The organism is Cerasibacillus sp. JNUCC 74 (assembly GCF_053667775.1).
Genome location: NZ_CM132207.1, coordinates 493314 through 514335, shown reverse-complemented (window position 1 = coordinate 514335; position 21022 = coordinate 493314). Strand labels below are relative to the sequence as shown.

General features: G+C 35.6%; 17 protein-coding genes, 1 riboswitch and 1 other annotated feature. Of the genes, 3 read left to right on the top strand and 14 right to left on the bottom strand.

Annotated features, from left to right (window positions below; genetic code table 11):
• Nucleotides 1-181: 181 nt before the first annotated feature.
• The 3 genes from JNUCC74_RS02415 to JNUCC74_RS02405 form a co-directional block, all read right to left on the bottom strand.
• Nucleotides 182-502: a hypothetical protein gene (locus tag JNUCC74_RS02415; RefSeq protein ID WP_454066756.1), complete on the bottom strand. Its 321-nt coding sequence runs from the start codon at nt 500-502 to the stop codon at nt 182-184.
• Between the two features lie 16 nt (nt 503-518).
• Complete coding sequence (locus JNUCC74_RS02410; RefSeq protein ID WP_454066755.1) at nt 519-1187, bottom strand: SAR2788 family putative toxin; 669 nt, start codon at nt 1185-1187, stop codon at nt 519-521.
• A 240-nt stretch (nt 1188-1427) separates the two neighbouring features.
• Nucleotides 1428-1631 (bottom strand): S8 family serine peptidase, encoded by a 204-nt coding sequence (locus JNUCC74_RS02405; protein ID WP_454067815.1) that lies wholly within the window; start codon nt 1629-1631, stop codon nt 1428-1430.
• Between the two features lie 56 nt (nt 1632-1687).
• Nucleotides 1688-1940, bottom strand: a binding site (T-box leader).
• Between the two features lie 426 nt (nt 1941-2366).
• Here JNUCC74_RS02405 and JNUCC74_RS02400 point away from each other — a divergent pair.
• A complete protein-coding gene (locus JNUCC74_RS02400; RefSeq protein ID WP_454066754.1) occupies nt 2367-2525 on the top strand; it encodes a hypothetical protein in 159 nt (52 codons plus the stop codon).
• 159 nt (nt 2526-2684) lie between these two features.
• On the opposite strand, the gene helD is transcribed toward JNUCC74_RS02400, so the two are convergent.
• The 3 genes from helD to JNUCC74_RS02385 form a co-directional block, all read right to left on the bottom strand.
• Nucleotides 2685-4979 carry an RNA polymerase recycling motor HelD gene (helD, locus tag JNUCC74_RS02395; RefSeq protein WP_454066753.1) on the bottom strand — a complete coding sequence of 765 codons (2295 nt, stop codon included), beginning with the start codon at nt 4977-4979 and terminating at the stop codon, nt 2685-2687.
• 504 nt (nt 4980-5483) lie between these two features.
• Nucleotides 5484-7553, bottom strand: coding sequence for a heavy metal translocating P-type ATPase (locus JNUCC74_RS02390; RefSeq protein ID WP_077319278.1), 2070 nt, complete (start codon nt 7551-7553; stop codon nt 5484-5486).
• A 1056-nt stretch (nt 7554-8609) separates the two neighbouring features.
• Nucleotides 8610-9227 (bottom strand): NUDIX hydrolase, encoded by a 618-nt coding sequence (locus JNUCC74_RS02385; RefSeq protein WP_454066752.1) that lies wholly within the window; start codon nt 9225-9227, stop codon nt 8610-8612.
• A 118-nt stretch (nt 9228-9345) separates the two neighbouring features.
• Between JNUCC74_RS02385 and JNUCC74_RS02380 the strand changes: the two genes are divergently transcribed.
• Nucleotides 9346-9669: a four-helix bundle copper-binding protein gene (locus JNUCC74_RS02380; RefSeq protein ID WP_077319276.1), complete on the top strand. Its 324-nt coding sequence runs from the start codon at nt 9346-9348 to the stop codon at nt 9667-9669.
• 284 nt (nt 9670-9953) lie between these two features.
• Here JNUCC74_RS02380 and JNUCC74_RS02375 read toward each other — a convergent pair whose 3' ends face one another.
• Entirely contained in the window at nt 9954-10631 is a 678-nt protein-coding gene (locus JNUCC74_RS02375; RefSeq protein WP_077319275.1) for a response regulator transcription factor, read from the bottom strand.
• Between the two features lie 266 nt (nt 10632-10897).
• Nucleotides 10898-12286 (bottom strand): ATP-binding protein, encoded by a 1389-nt coding sequence (locus JNUCC74_RS02370; protein WP_454066751.1) that lies wholly within the window; start codon nt 12284-12286, stop codon nt 10898-10900.
• 470 nt (nt 12287-12756) lie between these two features.
• Between JNUCC74_RS02370 and JNUCC74_RS02365 the strand changes: the two genes are divergently transcribed.
• Nucleotides 12757-13368 carry a YdhK family protein gene (locus JNUCC74_RS02365; protein ID WP_077319274.1) on the top strand — a complete coding sequence of 204 codons (612 nt, stop codon included), beginning with the start codon at nt 12757-12759 and terminating at the stop codon, nt 13366-13368.
• Nucleotides 13369-13746: 378 nt separating this feature from the next.
• On the opposite strand, the gene JNUCC74_RS02360 is transcribed toward JNUCC74_RS02365, so the two are convergent.
• From JNUCC74_RS02360 to JNUCC74_RS02335, 6 genes are all read right to left on the bottom strand, one after another.
• Nucleotides 13747-14550, bottom strand: coding sequence for a DUF4097 family beta strand repeat-containing protein (locus JNUCC74_RS02360; RefSeq protein ID WP_454066750.1), 804 nt, complete (start codon nt 14548-14550; stop codon nt 13747-13749).
• Nucleotides 14543-15103 carry a DUF1700 domain-containing protein gene (locus tag JNUCC74_RS02355; RefSeq protein WP_454066749.1) on the bottom strand — a complete coding sequence of 187 codons (561 nt, stop codon included), beginning with the start codon at nt 15101-15103 and terminating at the stop codon, nt 14543-14545. Before JNUCC74_RS02355 ends, JNUCC74_RS02360 begins: the two co-directional genes overlap by 8 nt.
• On the bottom strand, nt 15096-15419 hold the full coding sequence (locus JNUCC74_RS02350; RefSeq protein WP_454066748.1) for a PadR family transcriptional regulator: 324 nt from the start codon (nt 15417-15419) through the stop codon (nt 15096-15098). Before JNUCC74_RS02350 ends, JNUCC74_RS02355 begins: the two co-directional genes overlap by 8 nt.
• Nucleotides 15420-15850: 431 nt before the next feature.
• On the bottom strand, nt 15851-17200 hold the full coding sequence (locus JNUCC74_RS02345) for a TrkH family potassium uptake protein (protein WP_454066747.1): 1350 nt from the start codon (nt 17198-17200) through the stop codon (nt 15851-15853).
• Nucleotides 17201-18040: 840 nt separating this feature from the next.
• Nucleotides 18041-18229, bottom strand: a riboswitch (cyclic di-AMP (ydaO/yuaA leader).
• Nucleotides 18230-18429: 200 nt separating this feature from the next.
• On the bottom strand, nt 18430-20556 hold the full coding sequence (locus JNUCC74_RS02340) for a heavy metal translocating P-type ATPase (protein ID WP_454066746.1): 2127 nt from the start codon (nt 20554-20556) through the stop codon (nt 18430-18432).
• The gene (locus tag JNUCC74_RS02335) at nt 20522-20911 is read right to left on the bottom strand and encodes an ArsR/SmtB family transcription factor (protein ID WP_245799759.1); all 390 of its coding nucleotides are present in this window, start codon (nt 20909-20911) and stop codon (nt 20522-20524) included. Before JNUCC74_RS02335 ends, JNUCC74_RS02340 begins: the two co-directional genes overlap by 35 nt.
• Nucleotides 20912-21022 lie beyond the last annotated feature (111 nt).

Here is a 21022-nt window from a genome sequence, read left to right as displayed (position 1 = left end):
TGAGTTTGTGTGATTATTAATAAATTACATATCAATTCAAATCAAACGAAATGAACTTTGAGGGGCACAAAAGGGTCACGTAAAGAATAACATCCTCTTCATATTTACCAAGGACACCCACTTTGTTAAAAATTAATAAATATTTTCATTATACACATGCTGACATACTGATTTATAATAACTAAAATGTATTATCTTTATCAGTATATGAAGAACATATCTCGTTCTCTTTATTTAAAGCATCATACACCTCTTTCGCCTTTTTAAATACGTCTTCTTCTCTAGAATAATACGGATACTCTAAAAAATCTTCTTCGAAAGGGGAAAAGCGACTAGCAATGTCTTCTAATTCACAAAACAGTAAATATTCTTTTTCATTTAAAACATCGTAATTTATTTCTTGGCTAAAAAAAATAGTGAAATTATTTGCAAATGTTTCTGTATTAATTTTCTTTTTTAAATAATTTTTTACTAGATTCAAAAGTTTTTCTCTATCGCCCATCTATGTAATTCTCCTTTTATTTCTTGATTTTCTTTAATAGTCCTATTGCACTTCTTGTATAATGAAAATGGTAGATTTTATTTGTTTTTTTATTATATATTACCTGTAAATTATACTTTTTTCCATTTTTATACATCGTTGTGTAATATGCTTTTCCTTTTGAACCACGTGGATCTCGATATGCTTTTCCTTTTGTAGCTAGTTTTAAGATTTGGGCTGGTACAAATCTATTAGGATCTTTCATACGTTTAATTGTTGTTTTTGTAAATTTCAAACCAGATTTAAAAACTTTCTTTGCTATTTGTTTTACAACAGCCCTTACAATGACTCCACCAACTACATATGCAACAACTGGAACCGCTGATGCTTCTAGCTTACTTGAATCATATAAATACTCTTCCCCTGTTCTGTTATCTGTAAATATTGCTTCAAAATGATCCCCTTCTAGTGCAAGAACATCAACAGTAAAGTTATTTGTAGTTGTTTCAGTATCTTCTGTAACTTCACTAGACACATAGAATGTATTATCTTCTAAGTCATATTCCAAATCAAACAATGCATCAATGTCTTCATTTTCATAATCTATCTCTAATGATAATGTTTCTTCTAAATTCGGTACTTGAATATCTAATTCATCGTCTTCTGAAATAATTAACTCTTCTTTCAGGCCATTTGTTAACTCCACTTCGAATTCATCTAGTTTTTCTGTATTATCTAAATCTAATATGTACTCACTTTCACTTTCTTTATCAATATTATGCTCATCTCCTAATTTGAAATTATCTGTAATTAATTCAAAACTCTCCTGTTCCTCATTTAATGTAGAAGTACTCTCAGTATTATCCTCAGCATAAGCTAGCGATAGATTTGCTAATGGTAAAATTTGTAATAGTAAAGTCGCGATAATAATCTTAATTGTTATTTTTTAAAATTCATTTATTATTTCTTCTTTTCTTAATGTTAATAAACCTTTACCGTAACTTTTCTTATCCCATTGCTCGAGATTAAAAGTTATTTCATCAGTTAATTTAAATGTCTTATCTTCTGAAAGTATTAAAGCAATCATACCTGTTGCATGTGCTGCAGCAAAAGATGTTCCACTGCACATGACAATTACATGATGGCACAGCTTTTGTAAATAGAAACGGATATCACTTCCAAGAAAAGTAAAAAACTCGCCCCCATAATAGGGACGAGTTTCACCTGTGTTACCACCCTGCTTCCGAATCGTATAACATATTTGTTAGCGAATTCAGCACTTATTCACGTACATTCATACGCGCCTTCTTTTAACGGCGAGGATTCCGGAAAGACTTACTCGTATTCAGCCTTTCTTCTCAAAGAGGATATTCAACATATGTGGAACATTGGCTTTCAGCAAGATGCCAACTCTCTGTAGATCATCCATATGTTTACTTGTTCTCGTCAACGAATTTAACCGTATCTATACTTACTGCTTAGCGTATAGTAAAACATATTTACTGTCAAGCAACTCTTTTCTCAAAAATATTATAAAAGCCACTTGATTTTTTTTATAAAATAATGTATTTTTTCATTAAGGCAAAATAATTCACCTAAGTTAATTAATATAGATTCGGTTAAATAATTCAGGAATAAAAGCTCAACCATAACATCTTCAAGAAAGTTATATCATTAAATAAAAGTGGAGTAATTAAAATGTAGAAGATGATTTCTCTTATTAGACTTTTTTGCAACATAGAACTTCAAGCAATCGACGGATAAATTAGTAGTTCGGGTAATTCAAAGACTCTTCCGGGGTGGTAGCCGGAAGAGTCACCCTTTATCAATATGAGTTATTAAACACGCTTTAAACGATCTAAATATAACAAAGGAGTTTATCCAATTGATTAGACGTATGCGTCAATCTTTAGAGTGGAGTAGTAAAATACGTTTACTAACCTTTGGAATGGTTTTTTTATTTTCCTTCGTTTCGACGTTATTTCAAGAAGGAGCAGGTTCTGTTTATCGTCTTCGTCTTTATAATGATTGGTATTATAGGTGATACATTGGTCTTGCGGCAGCCACCTCAAAAGAAAGGTATTTTCCATGCAATAGCAGCAAAAAAATAAAGGGAGCAAAAGAAGCAGCCTGTCCGATATTTTCCAGTCACATAAAAAACAAGCGACTCTTTTTTAAAGTCGCTTATTTCTTTATATTATAACTATACTTTTATGGAATTATAGGTTGCTTTCGGAGCTTGTTTGATAAGCTCATTCGTTTGACCGGAAGTAATTAAACGAAGTTCATGCATGGCCCGCGTACAGGATGTATAAAATAAAGTCTGATCTTCTTTTGGATAATGCTCAGCTGAAGCATCCGGAATCAACACAGCATCAAATTCAATCCCTTTTGCTAAATATACGGGTATAATTAATAGTCCTTTCATGAACGTGTACGTTTCTTCATTGATTTGACTAATTGCGATGTGGTCTTTTAATCGTTGATAGAATGTTTCACTTTCCTTAAGCGTTTTTGTTATGATGGCTATTGTCTCATACCCTTCTGCAAACAGCTCTCGTACACTTTTGATAAGAACATCCGTTATATCATTTTCATCCTCTACCTGCATCAGTACAGGCTTATTACCATTACGCTCAAATGGTTCTATAGCTTCCGTATAGGGAGCAAAATGCATGGTAAACTCGACAATTTGCTTTGTAGGGCGATAACTTTTTGTTAAAACAATTCGTTCCACATCCTGTTCATTTTCTGACAACAACGGATTCCCCTTAGACATATGAACATAAATAGCTTGATTACTATCCCCTAATAAAGTCATCCTGGTATACGGAAATAAGTGCTTTATATAGTCAAACTGAAAAGCGGAAAAATCCTGTGCTTCGTCTACAACAAGATAACGTACAGAGCGATCCACTTTATCACCTAGTAACTTTCCTTTAAAGTAAGCGTATGGTGCTGCATCTTCCCAACGTAAATAATTAGACTGTAAATCAGTCCATGTTTCTTCAGCAATTTGTTTCCAACCATTCGGCATAGGTATATCTTTCTGCTGCCAATTTGTAAATAGTCGCTGATACGTCTTTCGTACATTTACAAATGCATATTGTTTAATACGATCCGTTAAGATTGCAACCATTTTAGCTACTACTGCCTTACGTAGAATAAACTCATCATCTACACCTTGTTTTTGAGATTGATAAAACGCCTTTACATACGCCTCTTTATTCAGTAATTCAATTTTTTCCCTTACCCAGTCTTTATGAATTTCTCCATCCTGAATTTGCTTCAGTTCTTTGATCAACCATTTCGCTACTAACTCCATACGATTAGCAAGCGAGATGTGTTTCTCCAATGAATAGAAGTATTCCGCGATTGCTTCTTTAGTGATCACTACTTGCTTACGAAATGCAATATTTTTAAACTGAATTCCCGATGTATATAAAGAATCTAGATAATGATCGATAAGCTGTTTAAACATAAGTGATGATTTATATTCGATACTGCTTAAACGAATTTGATAATCGGCAGATGTTTTGTTTGTCAACAAATATTCCATTTGCGAAAACGGCGATTCAATAGAAAAGCCAACTCCTACTTTATCTTGTAAAAAATCTAAAAAAGTAGTCTGTTTTACATTTTCTTCACCAAGATCTGGTAAAACATTATTAATATAGCTGGTAAATAACGGGTTAGGGGAAAATAACATCACATTTTCCGGCTTGAGCATTTTTCGATAACGATACATCAGATAAGCGATTCGTTGCAATGCCGCAGATGTTTTTCCACTGCCAGCTGCACCTTGCACTAGTAACAACTTACTCTTTTCATTACGAATTATTTTATTTTGCTCCTTTTGAATAGTCGCTACGATACTTTTCATTTTTGTGCTCGCATTTGTCCCTAAAGCCTCTTGCAATAATTGATCACCTATCGTTAAGCCTGTATCAAACATCGCTTTAATTTCACCATGACGAATAATAAATTGCCGCTTCAAGGAAATCTCACCCGTGATTTTTCCTTCTGGAGTTTGATAGCTGGCTTGACCTAATCCATAATCATAATAAAGGCTGGATATCGGGGCTCGCCAATCATAAATGAGGAAATTTTCTTCATTTGCATCTTTTAATGAAGCAACTCCTATATATAGCTTGTCAATTTCCCCTTGATTATCTTCTTTGAAATCAACCCGACCAAAATAGGGACTATCCTCTAGCTTTTTTAACGTTTTTAACTCTCGGCTTAAACCGCCATGGATCGTTTCTTTTTGCGCTAGCAGCTCCGCTTGTTGTTTAATACTTGCTTCTGTTTCAATAACATCATCTGGCTCATCTAAGTTTACTGTCACATCGTCCCAAAACGTTTTTCGTAAATGAATTACGCTGTCTTTTAAATTTATTGCTTTTGCTGCAAGTTTTGCTTCTTTTTGTTGGATTTGTGATAAGACATCATTAACTCGCCGCTGTTCGGATTGAAAATCTTTCTGTTCTTGACTCATTTCATCAACCCCATTTCATTTTATTAGGCTTTTCATTGACTTCACTTATAAAGTTTGTTATAATAAAGTAGGATATTTATAAATACAAATTAAAGATAAAGACGGTTAAGCCTGTATAGCATAGCATGTTTTCCATGTTACTTCAACAGGTCTTTTTTCATTTCACAACATGTTAAAATGTGAAGTAATTTTATTGTTATATTTCTCATCTATACCCAATAATATGAGCCCTCCTACAAAATATATCCCCGCTCTTTTGATTTTCGGAAAAAAAAGCCGGCGTTGACTTATCGTTAGAAGAAGAGAAATTTGCTAGTTGATGAGCGCTAAAGCTAGACGGAATGCCGAAGCTACCTGCAAAAAAGATCCGCCATGTAAAACGGATTTCATTTCCATAAGTAAAAACCATACTGTTCTACACGTCGATCAATCCATGTTAACAGTACGGTTTTTCTATACTAGAAAAAATTCGGTTATTACCAATCTCTATTAGTTAAGAGCAAACTAAGCTTTCAGCAACTTCGCATTAATTGCGACAATTACTGTACTTAAACTCATCAAAATAGCACCTACTGCTGGACTGAGTACAATCCCAATTGGCGCTAATACGCCAGCAGCAAGTGGAATTGCGAATATATTGTATCCTGCTGCCCACCAAAGGTTTTGAACCATTTTGCGATAAGTCTTTCTTGATAGCTCCATTAGTGCTACAACATCTTTAGGGTTGCTTTTCACGAGTACGACATCAGCTGTTTCCATAGCTACGTCTGTCCCTGCACCAATGGCAATTCCTAAATCTGCCGTGGCAAGTGCTGGTGCGTCATTAACACCATCTCCAGTCATCGCTACTTTCCAACCTTTTTCTTTAATCTCTTTTACTTGATTTGCTTTATCATCTGGTAAAACTTCTGCATATACTTCATCAATGCCAAGTTGTTTTGCAACCCAATTCGCTACTTTGCGATTATCTCCAGTAAGCATAATCGGGTGAATATCTTGCTCTTTCAGTGCTACAATAGCTTCTTTTGCTGTATCTCGAACCATGTCCGCTAAAGCAATCATCCCGATCAGCTCTTCATCAACAAGTACAAACACAACTGTCTTCCCCTGTTCCGACATCTCACTAAACAGTTGTTGATCATAGTCTAACTGCTGATCATTTACATACTTGGGACTAACGACATTTACCACTTTTCCATCCGCTTTTCCTTGAATGCCTTTTCCTGTAATAGACTGAAAATCTGTAACCTTATGGATGGTTACTTCTCTATCCTTTGCACGTTGAACGATTCCAGTGGCTATTGGATGCTCCGAATTTTGTTCAATGCTTGCTGCATACGAAAGTACTTCTTCTTCACTCTTCTCGTTCATTGGAATAATATCAGTTACGCCAAATTCACCTTTCGTCAGCGTTCCTGTTTTATCAAATACTACCGCATTTAAATTCCTTGCACTTTCAAAGTTAGCGCGATTTCGGATTAATAAACCTTTTTTAGCGGAAATAGATGTAGAAACCGCTATAACTAGTGGTGCTGCTAACCCTAACGCATGTGGACATGCAATAACCATGACCGTAACCATTCGTTCCATAGCAACATCAAAAGGTTCTCCAAGTGATAACCAAATGACTAATGTAACAAAACCGGAAAGTAAAGCAATATAGAATAACCATTTTGCTGCCCTATTTGTTAAATCTTGTGTTTTCGATCGTGATTCCTGGGCTTCTTTTACCATCGTTATCACTTGAGATAGAAATGATTCCTCTCCTGTTTTTTCTACTTGTATCGTAAGGGAGCCTTCTTTATTAACGGAACCACCAATTACAGAATCATCTTCAGCTTTTTCGATCGGGACAGATTCACCAGTAAGTAACGATTCGTCTACTGCAGATTTACCATCAATAATCGAACCGTCAACTGGTATTTTTTCTCCAGGTTTTACTAATACTCGATCCCGACTCTTTAATTCAGATAAAGGAACATCGTGTATATTTCCATTTTCATCTAATTTATGCGCTTCATTTGGCATTAATTTAACAAGCTGTTCTAATGCATTTGAAGCGCCCATTACGGAACGCATTTCCACCCAATGCCCAAGCAGCATAATATCAATTAGCGTTGCTAGCTCCCAGAAGAAGTCTTTCCCTTCCCAGCCAAATACAGTAAGAGAACTGTAACTGTAAGCAACTAAAATTGCTAAGCCAATTAACGTCATCATTCCAGGGTTTCGCTCTTTTAATTCACTAATTGCTCCCGTCAGAAATGGCCAACCACCATAGAAAAATATAAACGTAGATAAGGCAAAGAGAATATATTGGTCGTAAGGAAATCTCCATTCAACTCCAAGAAAGCCTTGAATCATTGGGGATAAAGCAAGGATTAGAACCGTAATAATTAAAGATATAAAAAATCGTTTTTTAAAATCATTTACCATATCTCCATGATCATGCCCTCCATGATGGCCATGTGAATGTCCGGAATGTCGATGATCATAGTGCTTATGCTCTTCATGGTTGTGATTATGATCGCTATGCTCATGATGTTGATGATGATTGCCATGTTCTTCATGCTTCATATCATACCCTCCTATTTTCTTCCTTACTGAATTACTTCTCGCCTTTATACTATACCCCCATATGGTAATTTTAAAACGATTTTAGTAAAACAGATAAAAATTATTTAGAAAAATCATTAAACGTTCTAACTTCAAGTATGTTTTTTTAGAAAAACTTGGCTTGTCTCAAGTCTTTATAGCGAAAACTACCGTTTTCTTATACGATAAAGCCTAAAGTTATATACTTTCCTATCGTGTAAAAATAAAACTTCTTTCCTCATGTTAGTACCATGAGGGTATGACCTAAGGGCCCTTGAACCAATCAGCTGTTAAGCGTTCTTTAGATAGCAAACGTTTTGGAACTAGTCTTTACGGCATCTTACTGCGGAACAAAAGCCCAAGCACTCATTTAGCAACGAACAAACTGGAGATCTTTAAAAAGATACAGTGAAGCTTCATTTAAGGTTTAGGAGCTACTCCTCTCACTATCTTATCCAGATAATAGAAATAGAGAAATAGACTTCTTACATACTGATAAAGAACATGCCACTAAAACAAGGGGGCATGCCAACACCTGACGGCAAGCCCACTTTTAGTCGGTCTTCCTTTAGATTCGAGCCGATATTGATTTATTGTAAAAAAGAAGATTGGAAGTTTGCTTTTGCTACAGCTTGGGTGCTTAAGCTTTGCACAATTGCTTATGATAACCACCACGGACAAAAGGATAACGGTTCTTAGCTAGAATAACCCTTCCATCTACCTACTAAGATTTTCCCATGATTGAAGCTTTACAACAAAGGAGTCACACCCGCTGTTCGTGCTAGGCGGCTAATGCCCTGCCCACTATTACAAGCACCTAGTTGTTCTTATACGTAAAACATAAGGGTATTAAAATGTAGATTACGCCTTTAGTAAAGGTTATATTCCCTAAAATAATACCCTTGATATAAGTCATGTTCAAAAAAGGTTATAAAATCCGATACAACGATGAAATTCAATGCACCATTCTATCCTATTTTTGAACATTCCCTATAAGTATTTGAAAAAGAAAAATATTTATTCACATTTTCCTCGTATTTAATCGACAATAGCTTGTTTACTAAGATTTATATAAAACTCAAATAACATCTTAATTTGCTCTTTTGTATTTCTTTTTATGGATATTTCAGGAAGGGCATTCTCGTGAAAAAATGCAACATCATTCGTTTCAATACCACTACTTCTTTCACCACCCACAATCTCACATTGAATAAACACTTTATAATAATGATAAGGCTGTGGTGGATGTGGATGTTTCATCATATCCATAAGGGCGAGAAATTTACAAGGAATGGTGTGATAACCTGATTCCTCATATATCTCTTTTACAATATTTTCACAAGGAGATAAACCAACTTCACAAAAACCGCCTGGAAGTGACCATTTATTATCCATCCGTTCTTGAACCATTAATATACGCCCATCTTTGAATACAGCACCTCGTACATCCATCTTTGGTGTTGGATATCCGTGTTCATCTTGAAATAGGTTGGTTAATTGTTTCATATCATACTCCGAGTAGGATGACATTATTTCCATACTCAATTCCCAAAGCTCCTCATAACGTTCACGATCATACTCATCTTTGGTAAATTCCAAACCAGCCTGGGCTAAGGCCTGGACTCTTCTAGCCCATTCAAGCCATTGATAACTCAACGCCCTTCACTCCCCTATTCAATTTATTCCATTTTAGCATTACGATGAAACATTTTTCATTGATTTTAGTTTAATCTAAGCAAACATGGGAAATGTAACTAATAAAAGGAGGGTTTTCATGGCACATGAACAACATAGGGAGCTTATTCAAGCATTGCATGAATGTATGACTGCTTGTAACCATTGTTACGATGCCTGCCTTGAAGAGAAAGAATTACACAAGATGGCTAATTGCATTCGCTTGGATAGAGAGTGTGCGGAAATTTGCAGTTATGTGGAACAGGCAATTACTAGAGGGACTCCATTTCTTTCCGAGTTAACCGCTATTTGTGCGACTATTTGTGAAGCCTGCGGAGCAGAGTGTAAAAAGCATGATCATGACCATTGTCAACAATGCGCAGAGGCTTGCTTTAAGTGTGCAAAAATTTGCCGAGCTGCTTAATGTAAGTCAATCTTCAATTAGTGGGGTTTTCTATTATCCCCCCACTGATTATTCGTACAGCAAGGGTGTGGCTTAAAACCTCTGAACAGAATCGGACATTTGACTTGTAGTTGGATCCTCCACTTATCTCCCTGGGTTCACCTCACTTCATGTAAGAGCAAGACTTACTGCCAGTTACATATGGGATAAAATACCGAAAATATAAAAGCAAGTGCGATATTTTCTTTACTTCAATTTATATTCTTTGAATCGTTTATTAGATGTAATGTGCATTCGGACTGTTGTCATTCATGGGGAATTACCCATTTATAGCCAATCCCCCAAACCGTTACTAAATAATCATCGATTGGAAAACCAGCTTGCCTTACTTTTTCTCGCATATTTCTAATATGTGAATCGATTGTTCTTCCTTCTGTTTCAGAATTGAATCCCCAAATCAACTCAATAAGCTGCTCTCTTGTATACACAATTGTCGGTTGCTTCATTAATTGACCAATCATGAGGAATTCCTTTGGTGTTAATTTAATTATTTGGTCATTATACGTAAGCTCAAATTTATCCTCATTCCAACATAAACCATTTATCTCAATAGTTTTCTTAGGCACCGTTCTCCTAATCAATGCTTCTATCCTGGCCAATAACTCCCGTTCATCAAACGGCTTGGTAATATAGTCATCTGCACCAAGACGTAATCCCTTAACAATATCATCTTGTTGATCTCTCGCAGTTATCATAATAATCGGCACATCAGAGAATTCCCTTATACGCTTACATAACTCCCACCCATCGATATTTGGCATCATTATATCAAGTAAAACAATATCAAAATTATCCTTTTCCAAATAATAAAGCGCTTCTTCTGCTTTTTTTATTTTTACGCAATCATAATTGTACGGTTGCAAATATAATGCTAATAAATCTAACATACGCTGTTCATCATCAATTAATAATACTTTATTCATTTGAACCCCCCTCCTAAATTATTGCATACTTTTAAACGTTTTTTAATAAAAACCTGATAACTCTTGATATTAGTATATTAGTACATTTGTGTATAAAAAGAGTTTCCCCTTGAAAAGAATTCGGAACGACTTACCCACCGAGTCCTTATATTAAGTGGCGAGTATAATAAGATCAAGGCCTTACGCAACAAGGGTTGGTTGCATATTTTTGTAAAGATTCATGTTCGTGACGCCTCAATGTTAAGCTTTCAATATTCGAAGAGTTTTTATATTTTTTTTGATATTATCGGTAATTGAATAAGCACATCCGTTCCTTCACCGAATTTACTGTTGATCCTCATGGAACCTCCATGGGATTCCACAATTTCTCTAGCTATGGCTAGACCAAGTCCACTCCCACCGCTTTTTCTTGATCTTGATTTATCTACTCTATACAAACGGTCAAACACAAAAGGCAGGTCCTGTTTCGGTATACCTTCACCATGATCCAAAACGGTAATGGTAATAAATTCTCTTTGTTCTCTGACCTCTATAGTAATGACAGAGCCCTTTGGAGAATGTTTTACTGCATTATCCAAAATATTTAAGATAACCTGTTGGAAACGATGCGGATCAACAAATGCCTTTATATAATAGGGACATTGTAAAGATACGCTAATATTTTTTTGTTGAATCACAGGTTGTATTAAATCGATAATAGATGCAATAAGTGTCTTTAACGTAACTAATTCTCGATTGATGACAAAGGAATACTGGTCCATCTTTGCCAATTCAAATAAATGTTTGATTAATTTTGATAATTGTTCGGTTTCTTCCCGAATAATCTCGATATATTCTATTAACTCTTGCTCTGATAAGGATCGACGATGGATGATATCTGCATAACCTTTAATATAGGTCAACGGTGTACGTAATTCATGGGAAATACTTGCTAAAAATTCTTTTCGTTCATTTTTTAACCGATCCAAGTCATTGGATAATGACTGAATCGATTTTGCCAACTCTCCAAGTTCATCATTTCGTTCTGTATGCAATTCTACTTGGTTGTTTCCTATACTTAACTGCTCTGTTGCTCGTTTCATTTTCACTACCGGTGAGGTAATAAAACGAGACAAAATAAATATTGTAATAATTGTTATGCCAACCGTTATAAATCCGATAAATTTAAAATGATTACTTAGCTGATCCAATATACTTCTTACCTGCTTCGAGTTTGCAAACATAAATACATGACCACGATGTTCACCATCTATCGTTATTGGACTATCTGTCGCAATATATTGCTTATCTTTCCAGTTATCTTCTATTACGACTCCCTCAGGAGGAATCTGATTATAATCCGTTCGTTTAATCACTGTTTCCATTTCTTTCTCTAGCGGATTGGATTGAACAAGTATATCTCCTTTTACGTCTGTAATAATTACGACAAAATCAGAAGCAGACTCCATTAGACCCACATGGTTCATCGTCGTTTCATCAAAATGATCCTCTAATACATCACTATGTGTATTTCCTCTCGCTAATAGATTGTTGATGATTTCGTTTATTCGTTCATTCGCTAAATTAATATAAAGAATAAAATAAAGCAGCCCACCTATAATTAAAATAAATACAAAAAAAAGTGCTCCCATTTTTAACGATAGTCGATTAAACATAACATTTTCCCCTTCTTCTCCCATTAAAACTGTACAAAAATCATAACAGAACAAAAGCGGAAGTGCTTGTTTCGCGACATACAAAATGAAATTCTTCTAAGATAGTACACAATGACTACAGAAGCCAACATTAACTTATCGTAGGAAAAAGATCGAAGTTGTAGTCGCTCAATCGTTAGGCTAGACGACGAAGCTACTTTTCAAAAAAGATATCCACATATAGAAACGGGTTTAGTTTCCTAGACAACGGGCAAGCCTTTTGATTCCTAATCAGCACTTTTATCTGTTTTTCTCATTTTATAGTTAATCAACCGTTTCTTATCCTAATGCAATAATATCGAGTTTTTGTGCAGAAGAAGTATAATTTTCTAAGGATTTACTTACAATATGTCATAGAAATTGCACAAAATCTGCAAATTTATTGGGTATTTTCATTACCAAAGGCACATTTCACATAGGAGGTATAAGAAATGAAGAAAAAATGGTTTATCGGATTGGTCTCCATTATCTCAGCAATAACATTAGCCGCTTGTGGAACTAATCAGGATGAAGGAACAAACAATAACGAAAATGGCAAGGCAACAAATCAACAAGAGGAAACGAACACGGAGAAAGAAAAAAATTCTAAAGAAGAAAGTGAAATGGAGCATTCTAGTTCTGGTGAAGTACCAGAAAACTTAAAAGAAGCTGAAAATCCAAAATATGAGGTTGGAAGTAAGGCAATTATTGAAGCTGATCATATGGAAGGGATGAAAGGAGCAGAAGCAACTATTAAAGGCGCCTATGATACGATTGTCTATATGGTGACTTATACACCAACAGACGGAGGTGAAAAAGTGGAGAACCATAAATGGGTCATCCACGAAGAACTAGCTGACGTAGGAGATGAGCCTTTGACACCGGGTGATGAAGCAACCATTAAAGCCTCTCATATGAAAGGAATGGATGGTGCCAAAGCTACTATTGACGAAGCTAAACAAACTACTGTTTATATGGTTGATTATAAATCTACAACAACAGGTGAAGAAGTTAAAAATCATAAATGGGTAACAGAAGACGAACTATCGCCTGTAGAGGAATAAGTGCTCAGACAGCAAGATTACTTTGTTTGATGCTATCTAACTCAGATGATCACTACTCTTAAACATAAAAATAATAAAGGATTCAGCGGGAGTATTGCGCTGAATCCTTTAACTTTTAGGGGTAACTACCCTCTTGCTTCGCAGTTTAGTTTTTTATTGGTAAAATAAATGAATGGGAGGTATTTCTAATTGCTAAATTTAAACGAGAGAAGACGATTGAATTAGCGAATCAGATCCTACAAAACTACACAAAAAGAAACTTCGAATTTTCAAGTAGATTTATTTCTGGTTGCTTGATTGCAATTACATACATTCGTTGCTTTAACCTTTCTAGTCCGTTTTCATCTGCTTACAGAACAAGTACTTCAATACCGAGACTTAATATTTTTTAATCTCAATATCTCCGTTATCCGTAGATGCTTTGATCAAGTTTTTTCCGTTCCCGATCACCGTATCCCAGTTTTTTTCATCAAACACTTGAATATTTCCATTGCCTACACGTAGATCGTAGGTAACATTAGTTGGCTCGTTCTCAGTTTTTATCTCAATCGTACCATTGTTCGTCGTAAAATCGAGAGAACGATCTAAATCAACAGTTAAAAGAGAAATTTTACCGTTATTTGTTTTTCCTTTAAGTTTTCCTGAAATATCTTTTAACAGAACACTACCATTTGTCGTTCCTACATTTGTTTGATCTGTTTTTACATCTCTTAGAAAAATTTTACCATTATCTCCAGAAACCTTCATATTTTTTACAGTAATGTGATCGGCTTTAATACTACCGTTGTTCACTTCAACTTGAATAGATTCATACTCTTTTTTAGGCAAATGGACAGTTAATGTTAACGAATCACTTCGTTCAAAAAAGACGAATTTCTTAAAATGTTCGCGTTTTTTTTGAATGGTTAACGTCCCGCCTTGCTTATCTATGTTTAAGTGTTTTCTATCGGGCTCATTGCTTTTCCCCTTAAGTTCTATTTTTATTTCAGCCTCTTTAGTAGGAACAATATTCACTTTTTCATTTATCAGATCTATCTTTAGATTTGATATTTCTTTAGCCTCTACTTCCTTCGTCTCAGAAACAGTACCTCTTTCTAAGGTTTTAAAAGTAAACAAGCTTCCTGTGCCACCAATAGTTATTAATAATAAGGCAATTAAGCTTAACTTTTTAATATTACCCATGCTTTAGACCACCTTTTACCATCTTTACATTATATTGCAAATAGTGAACAAAGCCTTTAAATATCCAGCGTGTTATATAATACATACCAATAGCAATAAATATTCCAATTCCTGTCAGAGCTAACGCTACAAATAAATCAAAAAGGATAAATGACTCCGGAAAAAAGATTAAATTCACCAAAGCAAGTAAAGGAGATATGATAAATGCACCACCCATTATCCATCCAGCAGCAATTAATGAGACTAAGGCAATAAAAGGGCCAAGCACAATAACTATATTGAAGAAGCCTAATCCTATTACAGCCCAGACAGCGCGGAGGATATTGCCAGTGTTGGTAGTATCTTGAACCCTTTCAAGACGATAGTTTGCTACAAGCTCTTTAGCAACTTGACTTGGTGATCCTAGCGCAGCAGCGATTTCCGTCTCCGTTTTTCCTTCTGCCATCCCTGCTGCAAAATGTTCTTCGAAGTCTTGAATAATATCCTGTTGTTCATTTTTAGGAAGCTTTTTGATTCCTTTTGTTAATTTTTTAATAAATTGATTTTTATTCAATATGCTCACCCTCCCGCAGCAGTTTGTTTACGCCCTCGGAAAACAGTACCCACTCATGAATTAATTGATGAAGATAATCCCTTCCTTTGTCCGTTAACCGGTAATATTTTCTGGATGGTCCTTCCGTCGATTCTTTTAAATAGGTTGTAAAGTATTCCTCTTTTGCAAGTCTTCTTAATAGCGGATAAACCGACCCTTCTGATATCGCTATTCGCTTGGATATTTTGTTCGCCAGTTCATAGCCATAATGATCCTGCTTATCTAATAAAGCAAGAACACATAACTCTAATACACCCTTTTTAAATTGAACATTCATTCGGCCATACACCCTCATTTTTATTTTATTACTAGTGAACAATAAATAGTACCTATATATAATATATATTCTACTACTGAATAATGCAAGATAGTAGATTTAAAAATAATATTCGTAAAACAAATTAAGCCTCATGCAGGAGAATTAATTGTGCTTATAAAAGGTGTTCAAAAAATCTGCTAAAAAGGCATACATTGAATTGCTTCGTTACCTCATTTCTCTGTTCCTTAAACAAGCAATCTAATCAGCGACGCACCCGACGCAGAAAGTATGCTGCTTTTTCAAGGACGTATGAAAACTTAGCCGATCTTAATCCTTTTTAGCCCTCTTTTTGAACACGCCTTTATACTTCATACCAAGCGAATAGCTTGCTTTTTGCTTTTGCTAAAACTTCATACATATAAATAAAGAGAGGGGAAAACTCTCCTTATTTACCCAGTAAATATATCTTCTTCAGGATAACGAATGGACAATGATTTTTGTCTAGCAAATACAAAAGCGATAGTTAGCGGACCAATTCGACCAATAAACATCATCACGATAATCACAATTTTACCCAAAAACGTTAGATCCGGTGTTATTCCCATTGATAAACCAACTGTACCAAATGCTGAGATCACTTCAAATGCAATAACTAGAAACGGTGCATCCTCTGTAATGGTTAAAATAAAAATAGCAACAAATATCAATAAAATACTGATCATCATAATTGATAATGCACGCACTATAGTATGCGGTTTAATCGCTCGGTTGAAAGCAGTCGTTTCACTTTTTCCTCGTAAAAAGGAAATCGTGGCCAATATCATGACAACAAAAGTGGTTACTTTAATTCCACTCCCGGTAGACCCACTCCCGGCACCAATAAACATCAGTAGCATCATTAGCAGTATAGAGGGGGTTGTCATCTCTGCTATATCTAATGTATTAAATCCAGCGGTACGCGGTGTCACTGCCTGAAAATAGGAACTCCACAGTTTATCAAAAAAGGAAAAATTCCCAATTGTTTCTGGATTTCCATACTCTAGAAAAAATAACGCTAGTAAAGCAGAAACATTAATAATTAATGTCCCCACAAGCATTAGTTTGGAATGTAAAGAAAGCTTATGAAACCTTCTTTTATCCCAAACATCCGCTAAAACGGTAAAACCTAGACCACCGGTAATAAACAAAGCTGTAATCACAATATTAACCAGCGGGTCACCTACATAATTGATTAAGTTATTTTCCCATAAAGAAAAACCCGCATTATTAAAAGCTGATATACTATGAAATAAGCTATATTTAATGCCTAAAATTCCAAATTCAGGAATCCATTTGATACATAATATTCCAAATGCGATTGCTTCAATAGATATAGAAAATATAAATAATCGTTTAACTAAACGGACAAGTCCGCCAATAGAAGTTTGATTAAGGTTTAAGGATTGCTGCGTCAATATGCGTTGTCGTAAACCAATCTTTTTTCTCAACATCATTAAAATTAGGATAGAAAATGTCATTAAGCCGAGACCACCGCTTTGCATCAAAAACATAATTACCATTTCACCAAATAGCGTATACGTTATCCCTGTATCTACAACGATCAAACCTGTAACCGTAGTTGCTGAAGTTGCAGTAAACCACGCATCCATCCAAGATATAGGTTCTATCGTAGCAATTGGCAGCTTTAACAATACAGTTCCACCTAAAATAAATATCAAAAATGTGAATGCAAGGGTTTGAGGGGGACTAAAATGGATCGCACTTCTTGCAAATGGACGTAAAGAAATGATCCTCCTCATGGCCTACACCTCTGTTCTAAGTACATATCCTTTATATAACCGTTACAAACACTAAGTTCAGGAGAAGCCTTTGGCATAAACGATCCTTTTGTTACACTTATTCTTTGAACAGTTACATTTTTAGTGTTTCTGCTTAATCGAAGCACATACTTTCCAAATGTATAAAAATAAGCGATAAAAGAACCCGGTCGCCTTTCTATCCTATGAAATAGTGAATTGCAAATACTCTGTAACATCCTGTATCCTTCTTTCTGTTGTTGCCTGCCATGTTTACTTTATTTATTCCATTCTCTAGACAAATTAATATTCGCCAAAGATCATTAAATGAACGAAAGAAACAAAAGCAATCGGTTAGTAACGTACAAACTAGAGATCTCTTCTAACGCGATAAGGTAAAACTTATTCAAGGATTACTTTTCTCCTTGGAAAATCGCTATATGTCGCTGTCGTAGCTTTCCCTTTCCTTGAAAAGTAAAACACTTTTCTGCGTAAGAAGTATTTTTTCTTGTCCTTGAAGAAGCTTTCCTTGTCCTTGAAAAAACGCGATGTATCAATGTCGTAGCCTTCCATGTCTTGGATAAAGGAAACATGCCACTAAAACAGAAGTATGCCCGACACGGCAAGCCCGCTTTAGTCGGCTTTCCTTTAGATTCGAGTCGATGTTAACTTATCGCAGGGAGAAGTTGGAAGCTTGCCACAGTTTAAGCGAACAAGCTAGACAGCGGAACTTTTTCACCCAAAAGAATCCATCATGTAGAAACGAATCTTGTTCCCAAAACGATAAAAAAGACCATTGCAATAAAGCATGGTCTAAGGTTGTTCAGCCCTTGGACCTTTCTCTCAGATTGAAATGAACGCTTACGAGGTTAGCTGTCGGATTAGGGACTGAAAGTATCCCCTCTTGATGAACTAAGATTCACCCCAAAACAGAAAAAATAATGACGTTATAGGCACTATCTAAGCCAAATCGTTTGTTCTATTTTGTTACTTATGGTTCCCCCGCTCTTAGAGATTAAGCTATAAAAAGGCATATAAATATTTTGTTAATTACTATCAATAAGCTATAATTTACTCCTATTCCATATAGTTGTCAACATCATTTTATTCCTGATCTTGACATGTCACAGAATCTTATAAAGTCGCTCCATCTGTAGATTTAGGTCAATTTCATAAGCATTAAAAAAATGAACACCCTCCAAAAAAGCGGGTGTTCACTTAGAATATTTCGCTTATTTTGTTTTCATTAGACGTAATGAATTAAATACTACTAACAGGGTTGCTCCCATATCCGCAAAAATAGCGAGCCATAATGTGAGCCATCCAGGAATAACTAATAGCAATGCAACAATTTTTAAACCAAGAGCAAAAGTAACGTTCTGCTTAATAATGTTTAATGTTTTTTTACTTAAGCCCATCATGTATGGAACTTTGCTCAAATCATCTGACATTAATGCAATATCAGCCGTTTCCATCGCTGTATCCGTACCGGCACCACCCATAGCAATTCCTAAATCTGCTGCTGCCAGAGCAGGCGCATCATTAATTCCATCTCCTACCATCGCTACTTTTCCATATTGTTCTTTCAATTGCTTAATCATTGTTAACTTATCTTGTGGCAGTAATTCTGCCTTTATTTCTGAGATACCAATCTCTCGTCCAATTGCAGCTCCGGTAGCTTGGTTATCTCCTGTAAGCATAATTGTTCGTTTACCAAGATTAAGTAGCATTTCTATCATGGAGCGACTGTTTTTTCGTACTTGGTCAGCAACGGCTATCAATCCATCCATTCTTGTTTTCGTTCCTAAAAGCATCACTGTTTTTCCTTGCGTTTGCAAGGTGCGAATTTGCTGCTGTAATTCTTTCGGTATATTTACAAACTCTCTAAATAGTGCAGGACTTCCAATAAAATATTCAGTTTGGTCAATTGTTGCTTTTGCTCCTTTACCTGTTAGAGACATAAAGTTATTAGCATGCAGTTCGTTTACTTTTTCCTCTTTTGCTTTACGTAATATCGAAGAGGCTAATGGATGCTGTGAGAATGTTTCAATGGCTGCGGCATGTGCTAGAACTTCTTCTCTTGACAGATTTCCTAAAGATATCACCTCTGTCACTGCCGGCTTCCCTTCTGTTAAGGTTCCTGTTTTATCAAAGGCAATCACTTCTAATTTTCCAGCAGTTTCTAAGTGAATACCACCTTTAATTAGCACACCCTTGCGTGCTGCATTCCCAATTGCTGTAACGATTGCAACAGGGGTTGAAATTACCAAGGCACAAGGACAACCTACCACAAGTACAGCTAGTCCACTATACACCCATTGAGACCATGACGCATCAAAGAATAGTGGCGGAATAACTGCTACTAAAAAGGCAATAACGATAATAGCAGGCGTATAGTATTTCGCAAAGCGATCGACAAATTGCTGTGAAGGGGCTCGCTCAGCTTGTGCTTCTTCTACTAAATGAATAATTTTCGCAATAGTAGTATCCTTTGCATATTTTGTTACTCGAATTTCTAAAGATCCTTCTTCATTTAATGTACCTGCAAACACTTCATCTCCGGCAGTCTTATACACTGGTATAGATTCTCCAGTAATTGCAGCCTGATTAATAGAAGACTCTCCTCTTAATACTTCTCCATCCATCGCAATTTTTTCCCCTGGTTTTATAATCATGACATCGTTAATTTGGACATCATCAACATCTACTTCAACCAGCTTATCTCCACGTCTGATCGTTGCGATATTTGGCGCAATATCCATTAATGACCGAATGGACTGTCGCGCTTTTTCTAAGGAGTAACCCTCTAATGCTTCACTTACAGCGAATAGGAAAACAACGACTGCACCTTCTGCCCATTCGCCAATAATGGCTGCTCCAATTATGGCGATGGTCATTAATGTCTTCATATCAAATTCAAATTTGGTAAGGTTCCTAAGCCCGACTTTAAACAGTTCCCAGCCACCAACTAAAATAGCTACAGCAAAGGTTCCTATCGTTGCCATGTTTTTTTCTCCAACTTGAAACATAAATACATAACCTAAAACGGTAAAGAACAGTGAAAACATTGTAGTAATATTGCTTTGCTTTTTCCAAAATGCTTGCTTCTTGTGCTCCTTTAAGCGCTTTTTCTCCGGAACAACTTTAATTCCATCAAATGCTCCCGCTGATTCCAGTTGATCAATAGTGGCTTTTCCTACTACCTTGATTTTTGATGCACCAAAATTTATTTTTACATCCTGGACAGATTCAATGTCACGAACATTCTTTTCAAATTTTGCGGCACAGTTTGCGCAGGATAATCCTTGTAGACGGTACACATGCTCATTCTTTTCCAATATCAACACCTTCTTTTGCATGTACAATCGCTATCGTCACTAACTGGTGCACATGTTCATCATCTAATGAGTAAAATACATTCTTACCTTCTTTACGATCCTTTGCTAATCCCATATTCCGTAAAAGTCTTAAATGATGCGAGGCAGTAGCCTTCGTTGCGCCAATAATATGGGCAACATCGCAAACACATAATTCCCTTTCTAATGTTAATGCATAAGCTATTTTAAGCCTGGTAGCATCTGCTAATGCCTTGAAAAGCTGCTCTACACCTTCCATTTTATCTACTTTTGGGCGAATATGATTTACTTTAGCTTCATCATAACAAAACGTTTCACAAACATCTGATTGATGCTTTTTGGTATTTGCGGTTTTCAAGTTAATCCCCCTATAGTCAAATAGTTGTTTGATTGTTTGATTATAGTCTATGCTGAGGTTAATTTTATGTCAACAAAAAACATTATAAATAATACTATTTGACAATTTTGT

Excerpts from the sequence above, each read along its gene's own strand:
- JNUCC74_RS02375 (WP_077319275.1), bottom strand. The coding sequence starts at position 10,631 with ATGAATAAAGTATTATTAATTGATGATGAACAGCGTATGTTAGATTTA.
- JNUCC74_RS02370 (WP_454066751.1), bottom strand. The coding sequence starts at position 12,286 with ATGTTTAATCGACTATCGTTAAAAATGGGAGCACTTTTTTTTGTATTT.
- JNUCC74_RS02360 (WP_454066750.1), bottom strand. The coding sequence starts at position 14,550 with ATGGGTAATATTAAAAAGTTAAGCTTAATTGCCTTATTATTAATAACT.
- JNUCC74_RS02365 (WP_077319274.1), top strand. The coding sequence starts at position 12,757 with ATGAAGAAAAAATGGTTTATCGGATTGGTCTCCATTATCTCAGCAATA.
- JNUCC74_RS02415 (WP_454066756.1), bottom strand. The coding sequence starts at position 502 with ATGGGCGATAGAGAAAAACTTTTGAATCTAGTAAAAAATTATTTAAAA.
- helD (WP_454066753.1), bottom strand. The coding sequence starts at position 4,979 with ATGAGTCAAGAACAGAAAGATTTTCAATCCGAACAGCGGCGAGTTAAT.
- JNUCC74_RS02340 (WP_454066746.1), bottom strand. The coding sequence starts at position 20,556 with ATGCAAAAGAAGGTGTTGATATTGGAAAAGAATGAGCATGTGTACCGT.
- JNUCC74_RS02380 (WP_077319276.1), top strand. The coding sequence starts at position 9,346 with ATGGCACATGAACAACATAGGGAGCTTATTCAAGCATTGCATGAATGT.
- JNUCC74_RS02390 (WP_077319278.1), bottom strand. The coding sequence starts at position 7,553 with ATGAAGCATGAAGAACATGGCAATCATCATCAACATCATGAGCATAGC.
- JNUCC74_RS02345 (WP_454066747.1), bottom strand. The coding sequence starts at position 17,200 with ATGAGGAGGATCATTTCTTTACGTCCATTTGCAAGAAGTGCGATCCAT.
- JNUCC74_RS02350 (WP_454066748.1), bottom strand. The coding sequence starts at position 15,419 with ATGAATGTTCAATTTAAAAAGGGTGTATTAGAGTTATGTGTTCTTGCT.